This window comes from Clavibacter michiganensis, from assembly GCF_002151125.1.
Lineage (GTDB): Bacteria > Actinomycetota > Actinomycetes > Actinomycetales > Microbacteriaceae > Clavibacter > Clavibacter michiganensis_C.
The window spans coordinates 1-10,284 of sequence record NZ_MDJZ01000010.1 but is presented as its reverse complement, the minus strand read 5'-3'; the positions used below and the strand labels follow the sequence as shown (position 1 = coordinate 10,284).

Genomic DNA, 10,284 nt, shown 5'->3' with positions numbered 1-10,284 from the left:
CACCACCGTCAAGGTCAGCCCCGACGCCGCCGCCCTGCTCAACAGCACCTTCGGCACCGACGCGGTCACCGACGAGCTCGTCGTCGGCATCGCCAAGATCACCGTCAACACCAAGTAGCACCCACCCGGTACATGCCGGGGATGCACCACCGCGAACGGCCCGGCCCTCGACGCCGGGCCGTTCGTCGTGCGCCCGGCGCGACCCGAGACGCCGGACGCGGACGCCGGACGCCGGACGCGGCGAAGCCCCCTCGCATGCGCAGCGAGGGGGCCCCTGCCGGGTGACTCGGACCCGGTGCATGGCCTTCGGAACGGAGGGGCGATCGGGCGGGCGGGCATCCTCTCGCGTGCGCGACCGGTCCGGGCACCTCCGGTGCGCCGTACCAGGAAGAGCCGGTGAGCGCGGCATCCATCCACATCGGAGGCTCCCAGCCGCGGGTCGCATGGTACGTGCATGAGCGTTCAACGAATCCCCGTCTCCCTGCTCGCCCGCGGCACCGCCGCCCTCGCCGGCGTGGTCGTGCTCGCCGGATGCTCGGCTCCCGGTGCGGCCTCGGCCTCGTCCGACGCCGCCCCCGACGCCACCACCGCCGTCGCCACCACCGCCCCCGCCGCATCGGGCGACGGCGGCACGACGGCCGACCGCACCGACTCCGACGCGGAGGACCGCAACGCGGACATCATCTCCGGGCTGTTCACCGCCGCGTTCCCGGATCTCGCCTCCGACGCCGCGCAGGCCGCCGTGCTCGCCGCCGTCGCCCCCGACTCCACCGCGAACGGGGCGGGCGCCGAGGCCGGACCCGGCGGGCTCCTCGACGAGTTCGCCCAGGCGCACCAGCGGGTGCCCGGCGCGCAGGCGGTGGTCAAGCACATCGCCGCCGACGGCGACCTGGTGGCCGTGCACTACCAGGTCACCTCGAATCCCGACGACGAGCGCACCGGCGAAGCCGCGGTCGACCTCTTCCGCCTCGCGGACGGCAAGGTCACCCAGCGCTGGACGTTCGACCAGCCGGTTCCGCAGGGCACGCCCGCGAGCGGCAACACGAACACCATGTTCAGCGACCTCTACCAGGGCAAGGGCGACGCACCCGAGCCGACCGAGCAGCAGGAGGAGGCCAACCGGCAGCTGGCCGTGGGCGCCTACGACACCCTCTTCCGGGATCACGACGCGAGCGTGCTCGACCGCTCCTTCGACCCGGCGTACCTGCAGCACAACACGGTCGCCGCGAACGGCACGGCGGCGCTCAAGGCCTTCTTCTCCGGCGGCGCGCAGTTCCCGGCGCAGCAGTCCGTGATCTCGATCGCCGACGACGACCTCGTCTGGACCTTCTCGCAGCCCGTGGGCGCGAAGGCGGACGACCCGTTCCTCGCGGCCGACATCTTCCGGGTCGACGGCGGCCTCATCCGCGAGCACTGGGACGTGGTGCCCGCGAGCTGATCCGGGCCGCGCACGGAGGAGGAGGGGCGGCCACGGCCGCCCCTCCTCTCGCGTCCCGGCCGCGTCAGCGGCCGGCGTCGTAGTGGTTCTTGACCTGCGTCGCCGTGAGCGCCGTCTTGTAGAGCGCGGCGAAGCGCATGCTGCCGGTGAAGTAGTTGCTGCCCGGGTTCGGCCAGCCCGACGTGTTGTCGTAGCCGATCCGCCAGTACCCGGTGTTACTCTCCGGCGCGGTGAACGCCGCGTTGCCGGCGACGCGCACGCCGTCGAGGTAGAGCGTCATGCCCGTGCTCGGCGACATGGTGGAGACGACGTGGTGCCAGGCGCCGTCGGCGACGTTCGCCGGGCTCGTGAGCGTCTGGTAGCCGTTGTTGTAGGTGCCGAAGACGAGCTGGCCGGTCGTGGAGACGTAGGTGTGGCGGTCGTAGGCCGACGAGGATCCGGTGGCCGAGTTGCCGAAGCCGATGAGCTTGCCGCCCCTCACCGTGGTCTTGAACCAGAGCTCGGTGCTGAAGGTCGAGGGTCCCTGCTGCATGAGCGAGTTGGTGAGCTGGCTCGTGGATCCGTTCAGCACGTAGGCGCCGCCGGCGTCGCGGGGGCAGGCCTGCGGGCTGACGTTCGCGCTGGTCATGGACCCGCGGTAGGTGCCGGGGTAGGCGCCGGACGCGGCGTCGACGGCCCGGGTGGATCCGCTCGCCTCGTTGAGGGGGTAGGCGAAGACCGCGTTGGCCCTGTCGGCCGCGAACGCGCTCGAGCAGGTGAAGAACGCGGCGGACGAGGCGGCCGTGTTGTCCGTGTTCGTGATGGCCGCGCTGTAGGCCCCGCTGGTGCCGGGCGCGAGGAGGAGCACGGCGCCGAGCGCGACGGCGGAGACGGAGGCGGCGATCCCGGCGAGGCGGGAGGAGACGCTCACGCGCGGCGCTCCTCGTCCGAGGGCAGGCCGACGACGAGCGTGTAGAGGAGGGGGACGGCGCACAGGCCGAAGAAGAGGATCCAGCCCCAGAGCGGCAGGTCGAGCGTGGAGGACACGTCGTAGAAGCGACCCGCCTCGCCCGCGGGGGCGGTGATGGTGCCGACCTCGCCCGCGGCGAGCGTGGTGTGCGTGCCGCCCTCGGCCGCGATGCGGATGGGGAGGGCGCCGGTCGACACGATGGTCGCCTCGACGTCGCTGCCGCGGGTGACCGCGTCGAGGACGACGAGGCCGACGAACGGCTTGAGCAGGAAGACGGTGAAGGCGGCGACGAGCGCTCCGCCGAGCATGCGCATCGAGGCGCGGTGCGTCGGCGAGTCGATGAGGCGGGTCAGGATCGTGACGATCACGAGGCCGGCGAGCAGCAGCGGGAGCCCCTTCGCGAGCCAGCCGAAGCCGGGGAGGATCGTGGTGGCCTCGCCGACGAGGTGCGCCTGGTCGGTCTTCCACGGATCCACCGCGCCGTTGATGTCGCCCTGCGTGGTGAGGCCGTCTGCGTCGACCGCGATCACGCGGTGCGTGTAGGTCTCGTCCGGGGTGGTGGAGGGGTGGAAGCTGACGACGTCGCCCGGCTGGACGTCCTCGAGGAGCACGGGGGTGGTGAGCAGCAGCGTGCCGACGGGGGCCGTGGTGCCCATCGACGGGGTCTGCACGACGAACCAGCGGCCGCCGGACGTCTGGAAGAGGAGCGTCACCGCGACGAGGGCCGTGAGGAGGACGGTCGCGGCCCACATGACGACGGTGCGGCGGCGGAAGGAGCGGGAGGTGCGCGCGGCGCGTCGGGTCGCGCCGCGTGCGGGGAGGCCGGAGGAGGCGGGGTCGAGGTCCGCCTCCTCCGAGACGAGGTCCAGCTCGAGGAGGTCGAGCTCGAGGGCGGCGATGGCGGAGGCGGTCGCGCGGTCCTGGATGTCGGTCATGGGGCACCTCCCGGGTCAGGGGGCTTACGGGGGGATGGATCATGCGGATGGGCGGGGCCGCCGTGGCGGCCCCGCCGGGTCGAGCGGGTGCTAGCTGGCGAAGGTCCAGGTGAGGGGCAGCGAGGCGCCGAGGCCCTGGTACGTGTTGCCGGCGGAGGGGTCGAGCGTGACCGCGAAGGTGAAGTCGGTGCTGGCGTTCGCGGCGAGCGCGGTCAGCGTCTTGGCGGAGGATCCGGCGAGGGTCGCGGCGGTGCCCGTGAAGACGGGGGTGCCGCTGCCGGCAGCGGTGATGACGACGTTGAGCTTGGAGCAGAAGTCGGTGGCGGAGCCGTTGACGGTGCCGTTCTTGGTCTGCGTGCAGGCGGCGCCGGGGGTCAGCGTGAAGGTCGAGGCCCTGGAGGAGCCGACGTTCTTGATGTTGACGACGCTCGTGACCGTCTGGCCGGGGATCATCGTGGTCGAGCCGCCGAACTTGTTGATGGTGGAGCAGGTGGCGGCGTTGGAGTCGACGCCGGTCGCCGCGCTCGTGCTGAGACAGGTGACGGTCGGCGTGCCGTTGGCGCCGGCCTGCGACTCCTGCATGACGAGCGAGCCGGAGGCCGCGGTGTTGGTGTCGTTGGTGATGGAGGCGACGAAGCCCGACAGCGTGCCGGACATCGACACGGAGAGGAGGACGGCGGCGGCGACGCCGGTGGCGATGGCGAGGGGGGCGAACCGGACGCGCTTGGACTTGGCGGCGGCGGCGAGGTGGTGCGACATGGTCTGACTCCGGGTGTCTAGGGGAGGGAGGGGCTGGGTGAGCCCCTGGGGAAGAAGCTCTGTGACTCGCTTTGCAAGTAACTCGAAGATACAGCTACTCGCGTTCCGCGCAATCCCCCCACTGCGGGGGGCACGTCGTCCGCCGAGCGGATCGGGGACGCAGGGGCGCGTTACAGTCGCTGGACCGCCCACGGATCCCGCCGGATCCGCCGACACAGGGACACCCGAGATGAGCCCGGAGAGAACCGCCCCCCGCCGCGACGACGCCGCGGCCGTGGAGGCCCTCGCGAACGCGCTGCACATGATCGAGACCGCGCAGCGCCACCTGCGCACCCGCATCGCGCAGGACCTCGGGGTGAACGTGACGGACCTGACCGTGATCAGCGTCGTCGGCGACCTCGGCCGCATGACCCCCAAGCTGCTCGCCTCCGAGATCTCCATGGGCACGGGCGCGGTGACCGCCGTGATCGACCGGCTGGTCGGCGCCGGGCACCTCGACCGCGTGCCCAACCCCAAGGACCGCCGCAGCGTCTTCCTCGAGCTCACGGACGCCGGACGGAAGACCCTCGCCCGCATGACCGCCGACTACCGCGAGGCGGCCGCCGTGGCGCTCCGGGCCTCCCCCGCGCTCGGCACGGAGGTGACGGCGGAGGACATCGCCCGCGCCGCCGTCGCGATGACCGCGCACACCATCGACGGTCCGGAAGCGGCGGGTTCGGCGTGAGCGAGGCCAGTCCCCTGCCCGACGGCCGCCCCCTGCCCGACGGCCGCCCCCTGCCCGAGGGCTGCCAGGTGGTGCTCGTCGACGCGGCCGGGCGGATCCTGCTGCAGCTGCGGGACGACATCCCCGCCATCCCCTACCCCGGCATGTGGGCGGTCCCCGGCGGCATGCTCGAGCCGGGCGAGACGCCGCTCGCCTGCATCGTGCGGGAGGTCGAGGAGGAGCTGGGCGTGCGGATCGCGCCGGCGGAGGTCGCGCACCTCATGACGCGGACGCGCTCGTACGGCGTCGAGCACACGTTCACCGCACGGCTCGACGTGCCGGCGGAGGAGATCCGGCTCACGGAGGGGCAGCGCGTCGCGTGGTTCCCGGTGGCCGACGCGGTCGGGATGGAGCTGGCCTACGAGGACGCGGACGTGCTGCGGGAGGTCGCCGGCCGGATCGCGCGGGGCTGAGGCGTCAGGCCGGGTGCGCGTCCGCGCGGCCCGGGTGCGCGCGCTCGGCGTCGAGGATGCCGCGGAGGAACGCGGCGTCGTCCCGGTAGCACGCGGCGTCGTCGCGGAGGTGCGGCTTGCCGAGCTCGTCGGCCTTCGCGAGCGACATCGCCGCGAGGTCGTGGAGGCGGAGCATCGCGACGCGGAGGACGTCGGCCCAGGTGGCGTCGGATCCGTACGCGCCGAGGAGCAGCTCGACGCGGCGGCGGGCGTCGTCCATGCCGGGCGCGCCGTCCTGCGGGGAGCCGGACAGCGGCACCGCGCGCGTGGCGAGGTACGCGATGTCCCAGATGCGCGGGCCGGGCGAGGCCATGTCCATGTCGATGACGCCCGTGAGGCGGCCGTCGGCGAAGACGAGGTTGTGCGGCGCGAAGTCGTTGTGGCAGATCACCTCGCTCGGCACCTTGGTGTTCGACTGCCAGACCGCGCCGTCGAGCGCGAAGCCGACGCTCGCGTCGTGCAGCTCGCGGAGGCGGCGGCCGGCCTGCACGAGGACGTCGTCGGCCCAGATCCAGCGCGGCAGCGGGTAGACGGGCACGTCGCCGTGCATGAAGGTGAGCCGCTCGCGGCCGCCCTCGATGCCGAGCGGCTGCGGGATCCCCTCGACCCCGGCCAGAGCGAGGTGCCGCAGCCAGCGGTGCACGGTGGGGGTCCACGGGCCGGCGTCGCGGGTGACGGTGTCGCCCGACCGCTCGACGCGGTTCATGTTCCCGCCGTCGAGGGGTCCGTCCATCGGGCCAGCGTAGGGGCGGGCGGTCCGCCCCGCGACCCTGCCGCGACACGTCCACCGACTAGGTTGCGACCATGAGCACCACCGCGCCCGCCGGCGTCGCCGAGCCCGATCCCGCCGCCCCTCCCCGCCGACGGGTCGCCGCGTGGGCGCTGTGGGACTGGGGATCCGCCGCCTTCAACGCGGTCGTCACCACCTTCGTCTTCAGCACGTACCTCGCCAGCAGCCTGTTCGTGGATCCCGCGATCGTCGCGGCCGCCGGTGACGACGCGCGGAACCCGGCGCTCGTGGCCGCGAAGGCCGACACCTCCGGCGTGATCTCCCTGGCGCTCACCATCGCGGGCCTGCTCATCGCGGTGCTCGCGCCCGTGCTCGGGCAGCGCTCCGACGGATCCGGGCGCCGCCGCCTCTGGCTCGGCATCAACACGGGCGTCGTCGTGCTCGCGATGCTCGGCATGGTGTTCGTCGAGCCCGTGCCCTCCTACCTGTGGCTGGGCGCCGTGCTGCTCGCGACCGGCAACGTGTTCTTCGAGTTCGCGAGCGTGAACTACAACGCGATGCTCGTGCAGGTGAGCACGCCGCGCACGGTCGGCCGCGTGTCCGGGCTCGGCTGGGGCATGGGCTACGTCGGCGGGATCGTGCTGCTCGCGCTCCTGCTCGGGCTGTTCCTCTTCGACTTCGGCGTGCCCGGGGCGTCCGGACTGCTGGCGCTGCCGTCGGGCGCTGAGGGCGGCGCGCTCGACGTGCGCATCGCGATCCTGGTGGCCGCCATCTGGTGCGCCGTGTTCTCGATCCCCGTGCTGGTGGGCGTGCCCGAGATCCCCGCGACGCCGGGGCGGAAGCGGCAGGGCGTCGTCGCCTCGTACCGCACGCTGTTCCGCCGGATCGCCGAGCTCTACCGCGAGTCGCCGCGCGTGATCGTGTTCCTCATCGCGAGCGCGGTGTTCCGCGACGGGCTCGCGGCCGTGTTCACGTTCGGGGCGATCATCGCCGCCCAGGTCTTCGGGTTCACCACCACCGAGGTTCTGCTCTTCGGCGTCGCGGCGAACGTCGTGGCGGGCATCGGCACGTTCGCGGCCGGCTGGTTCGACGACCGGTTCGGCGCGAAGCCCGTCATCCTCGTGTCGCTCGCGTGCCTCATCGTCGGCGGATCCGCGGTGCTCGCCGTCGGCGACGCGAAGGCCGGCTTCTGGGCGACGGGCCTGTTCCTCTGCCTGTTCGTCGGTCCCGTGCAGTCGTCGAGCCGCACGTTCCTCGCGCGGATCTCACCCGCCGGCCGCGAGGGCGAGATGTTCGGCCTGTACACGACCACCGGCCGCGCGGTCTCGTTCCTCGCGCCGGGTCTGTTCGGCATCGCGGTGGCGATCACGGGCGACACGCGCTTCGGGATCATCGGCATCGTGATCGTGCTGCTGGCTGGACTGCTGCTCATGCTGCGGGTGCGCGGCGCGGATGCGCGCGCGGGAGCCGCCCGGGCGTCCTGAGCGCGGCGGCGGGAGCACGCACGTCGGACCGGCGCCGCTCGCCGCTACGACGCGGGAGGCTCCACGACCAGGTGCAGCCCGGCGGGCGTGTTCGCCTCCGCCATGAGCGCCTGGACCCACGCGCTGTTCAGGCTGGGCGGACGGCTGCCGGAGTACTTGAACCACAGCGACAGCTCGGGCGCGACCCAGATCGTGCTGCGCCCGTCGCCCTCTGCGGCGGGGTTCTTCCAGGAGAACGCGAAGCTCTCGCGCCTCCGGAGCTTGTTGAGCATCACGACCTGCAGATGCGCGAGCGCGCGGTCGTCGATCTCGGTCTTCACCTGGGTGTCGTAGATCAATCGGCCCATGGGGCGCTCCCTCGTGCGTGACGTTCTCGTCACACGGGACCTGCGGATCGCAGCGCATGCGCGTGGCTGACGATGCACGCGTGGTCCCCGTTCGCACGGGAGCCTGGCCCCAGGCTACGCCGCCCCCCTGCCCACCCCGCACCGCCGATGACGCGGGCCGCGCCGCCTCCGCGCAGGGACGCGCGCAGCGGCGGATCCGGGATCGGGCGGGAGGGCACCTGTCAACCCGGCTCGGCGCATCGGACCCGTCCGACCGGACACGAGTTGACTCGGGCCATGCAGATCATCCACTACGGCGAGTCCACCTACGTGACCGGGGATGACATCGCGCATGCCGTCCTCGAGTACGCCAAGGCGCTCGCGCACGCCGAGTCGTCGGATGTCGTCGCCATCCCCTTCCGCCGCGACGACGACGCGGACGGGCGGCTGGAGCTCCTGATCGGGCCGGCCAGCCAGATCGTGCTCGAGCGCGCCGACGAGGCCATCGAGGAGATCCGCGACGCCGTGCTCGTCGCGGACATCACCCGGAGGACGCGCCTGCTCGCACACGACGCGGCCGAACCGATCGACATCGACGAGCAGCGCGACGCGGTCCTCCCCATCCCGGACGACCTCTGATCCGCCCGCCCCGCCGCCGCCCTCTGCCCGGCCGCGTTCCGCGCGACCATCGCACCGCAGGGGCCGCGCGTGCCGGTGCCGCAGGACGCGGACCCGGCGTGATGCGTCCCGGCCCGGAGCGGCGCCCGACATCCGATCGCGGCGACGCCGTCGCGGCGCTCCCCCGCATCGCCTGGTTCCGCGCGTCCGCCCACGCCGATGCCCACGACGACGACCGGCCCGTGTTCCTCCTGATCCACGGGGTCGGGCTCTCGCACCGGTCGTTCAGCCGGCTCGCCCGCGAACTCGTCGCGCACGGCACGGTCATCGCGCCGGACCTGCCCGGGTTCGGGCACGCGCCGGGCGCCCGCCGTCGGGTGAGCATCGAGGAGATGGCGGAGGCGCTGCTCCCTCACCTGGACGGCGCATCCATCGGGCGTGGCCGTCTCGTCGTCGTCGGGCACTCCCTGGGCGCGGAGGTGGGCATCGAGGTCGCCCGGCTCCGACCGGTCCTGACGAGGTGCCTGGTGCTGATCGGCCCCGTCGTCGACCCCGACGCGTCGACGGCGTCCGGGCAGGCACGGCGGCTGATGATCGACATGGTGCTCGAGCCGCCCCTGACCGGGGCGATGGTCGGCCGGGACTACCTGCGCGGCGGGTTGCTCTCCTTCGCCGCGGGCGTGACCTCGATGCTGCGCTACGACGCGATGGACCGCATCGGCGCGGTCCGGTCGCCGCTGCTGGTGCTGCGCGGCGCGCGGGATCCCGTCGCCCCGGCCGCCTGGACCGCCCGGCTGGGCGCGCTCGGCAGAGCCGGGCGGGCGACGGACGTGCCCGGCGCCGTCCACAACGTGCCGCACTCGCATCCGCGCGAGGTCGCGACGATCATCGCGGCCTTCGCGGCGGAGGACCGTGGCTGACCGGGCCTGCTGCCCGCCATCCCTTCCTGTGGGTCGCCTGGCCTCCGCTCACGCCGCGCCGACGAAGCGGTGTAGACCTGGGTCAGGTGCCCCGGACCTCGGCTCCGCGATCCTCGTGCTCCTCACGAGGACGCCATCCCGCGGGACGACCCTCGTCACCGCTCCCCCGTCCGACAGCACTACGAGACGAGCGAGGACGTCATGAGCACCGAGACCGCAGCACCCGCACCCCGAGTCGTCCTCACCCGGGCGAAGCGCGGGGGCGGATCGAACCCCACCACCGAGTACTCGGGCCTGCTGAACGCCGTGCGCGACGCCGGCCTCCTGGACCGCCGGGTGAGCTTCTACGTGCTCGTCTTCGCGGGCATCACGCTCGCCCTCGCCGGTCTCGGCGTCGGCTTCGTGCTCCTCGGCGACAGCTGGTTCCAGCTGCTCATCGCCGCCGGGCTCGGCATCGTCTTCACCCAGTTCGCCTTCCTCGCCCACGAGGCCTCGCACCGCCAGGTGTTCACCTCCGGCAAGGCCAACGACATCGCCGGCCGCACGCTCGCGAACCTCTTCGTCGGGATCAGCTACTCGTGGTGGATGACGAAGCACTCGCGTCACCACGCCAACCCGAACGTCGTCGCGAAGGACCCCGACATCGCGCCCGGCGTGCTGGTGTTCCGGCCGGAGGACGCGACGGATGCCCGCGGGTTCGCCGGCGCGATCATCCGCCGCCAGGGCTGGCTCTTCTTCCCCCTGCTGACGCTCGAGGGGCTGAACCTGCACGTGACGTCGATGCGCACGGTCTTCGGTCGCGGCAAGGTCGACAAGCGCTGGCTCGAGATCTCGATGCTCTCGACCCGCATCATCGCCTACCTCGCCGTCGTGTTCTTCTTCCTCCCGCTCGGCATGGCCTTCGCGTTCG

At 72.9% G+C, this 10,284-nt stretch carries 12 protein-coding genes; 7 read left to right on the top strand and 5 right to left on the bottom strand.

Annotation, left to right across the window (positions count from 1 at the left end; all coding sequences use genetic code 11):
• Nucleotides 1–454: 454 nt before the first annotated feature.
• Nucleotides 455–1,438, top strand: coding sequence for a nuclear transport factor 2 family protein (locus tag BFL37_RS05750; protein WP_086514199.1), 984 nt, complete (start codon nt 455–457; stop codon nt 1,436–1,438).
• 64 nt (nt 1,439–1,502) lie between these two features.
• Here BFL37_RS05750 and BFL37_RS05745 read toward each other — a convergent pair whose 3' ends face one another.
• From BFL37_RS05745 to BFL37_RS05735, 3 genes are all read right to left on the bottom strand, one after another.
• Nucleotides 1,503–2,348 (bottom strand): LamG domain-containing protein, encoded by an 846-nt coding sequence (locus BFL37_RS05745; RefSeq protein ID WP_086514198.1) that lies wholly within the window; start codon nt 2,346–2,348, stop codon nt 1,503–1,505.
• On the bottom strand, nt 2,345–3,322 hold the full coding sequence (locus BFL37_RS05740; protein ID WP_086514197.1) for a S26 family signal peptidase: 978 nt from the start codon (nt 3,320–3,322) through the stop codon (nt 2,345–2,347). The genes BFL37_RS05745 and BFL37_RS05740 overlap by 4 nt, the downstream gene beginning before the upstream one ends.
• 90 nt (nt 3,323–3,412) lie before the next feature.
• Entirely contained in the window at nt 3,413–4,081 is a 669-nt protein-coding gene (locus BFL37_RS05735; RefSeq protein WP_086514196.1) for a hypothetical protein, read from the bottom strand.
• A gap of 229 nt (nt 4,082–4,310) precedes the next feature.
• On the opposite strand from BFL37_RS05735, the gene BFL37_RS05730 reads away from it, so the two are divergent.
• The gene (locus tag BFL37_RS05730) at nt 4,311–4,805 is read left to right on the top strand and encodes a MarR family transcriptional regulator (protein WP_086514195.1); all 495 of its coding nucleotides are present in this window, start codon (nt 4,311–4,313) and stop codon (nt 4,803–4,805) included.
• Nucleotides 4,802–5,257 (top strand): NUDIX hydrolase, encoded by a 456-nt coding sequence (locus BFL37_RS05725; protein WP_241533880.1) that lies wholly within the window; start codon nt 4,802–4,804, stop codon nt 5,255–5,257. The genes BFL37_RS05730 and BFL37_RS05725 overlap by 4 nt, the downstream gene beginning before the upstream one ends.
• 4 nt (nt 5,258–5,261) lie before the next feature.
• Here the strand turns inward: BFL37_RS05725 and BFL37_RS05720 are convergent, their stop codons facing one another.
• Nucleotides 5,262–6,029 (bottom strand): phosphotransferase, encoded by a 768-nt coding sequence (locus BFL37_RS05720; RefSeq protein ID WP_086514194.1) that lies wholly within the window; start codon nt 6,027–6,029, stop codon nt 5,262–5,264.
• A 71-nt stretch (nt 6,030–6,100) separates the two neighbouring features.
• Between BFL37_RS05720 and BFL37_RS05715 the strand changes: the two genes are divergently transcribed.
• Nucleotides 6,101–7,510, top strand: a complete 1,410-nt coding sequence (locus tag BFL37_RS05715; protein WP_086514193.1) for an MFS transporter — start codon at nt 6,101–6,103, stop codon at nt 7,508–7,510.
• A 44-nt stretch (nt 7,511–7,554) separates the two neighbouring features.
• On the opposite strand, the gene BFL37_RS05710 is transcribed toward BFL37_RS05715, so the two are convergent.
• Nucleotides 7,555–7,857 carry an ATP-dependent DNA ligase gene (locus BFL37_RS05710; protein ID WP_086514192.1) on the bottom strand — a complete coding sequence of 101 codons (303 nt, stop codon included), beginning with the start codon at nt 7,855–7,857 and terminating at the stop codon, nt 7,555–7,557.
• Between the two features lie 276 nt (nt 7,858–8,133).
• On the opposite strand from BFL37_RS05710, the gene BFL37_RS05705 reads away from it, so the two are divergent.
• The 3 genes from BFL37_RS05705 to BFL37_RS05695 form a co-directional block, all read left to right on the top strand.
• Nucleotides 8,134–8,475: a hypothetical protein gene (locus BFL37_RS05705; RefSeq protein ID WP_086514191.1), complete on the top strand. Its 342-nt coding sequence runs from the start codon at nt 8,134–8,136 to the stop codon at nt 8,473–8,475.
• Nucleotides 8,476–8,576: 101 nt separating this feature from the next.
• A complete protein-coding gene (locus BFL37_RS05700) occupies nt 8,577–9,374 on the top strand; it encodes an alpha/beta fold hydrolase (RefSeq protein WP_241533881.1) in 798 nt (265 codons plus the stop codon).
• 201 nt (nt 9,375–9,575) lie between these two features.
• A partial coding sequence (locus BFL37_RS05695; protein WP_143331587.1) for a fatty acid desaturase family protein occupies nt 9,576–10,284 on the top strand: 709 nt, incomplete at its 3' end.

Coding starts and splice junctions, on each gene's coding strand:
- BFL37_RS05720 (WP_086514194.1), bottom strand. CDS start 6,029: ATGGACGGACCCCTCGACGGCGGGAACATGAACCGCGTCGAGCGGTCG.
- BFL37_RS05730 (WP_086514195.1), top strand. CDS start 4,311: ATGAGCCCGGAGAGAACCGCCCCCCGCCGCGACGACGCCGCGGCCGTG.
- BFL37_RS05735 (WP_086514196.1), bottom strand. CDS start 4,081: ATGTCGCACCACCTCGCCGCCGCCGCCAAGTCCAAGCGCGTCCGGTTC.
- BFL37_RS05710 (WP_086514192.1), bottom strand. CDS start 7,857: ATGGGCCGATTGATCTACGACACCCAGGTGAAGACCGAGATCGACGAC.
- BFL37_RS05705 (WP_086514191.1), top strand. CDS start 8,134: ATGCAGATCATCCACTACGGCGAGTCCACCTACGTGACCGGGGATGAC.
- BFL37_RS05740 (WP_086514197.1), bottom strand. CDS start 3,322: ATGACCGACATCCAGGACCGCGCGACCGCCTCCGCCATCGCCGCCCTC.
- BFL37_RS05715 (WP_086514193.1), top strand. CDS start 6,101: ATGAGCACCACCGCGCCCGCCGGCGTCGCCGAGCCCGATCCCGCCGCC.
- BFL37_RS05700 (WP_241533881.1), top strand. CDS start 8,577: ATGCGTCCCGGCCCGGAGCGGCGCCCGACATCCGATCGCGGCGACGCC.
- BFL37_RS05750 (WP_086514199.1), top strand. CDS start 455: ATGAGCGTTCAACGAATCCCCGTCTCCCTGCTCGCCCGCGGCACCGCC.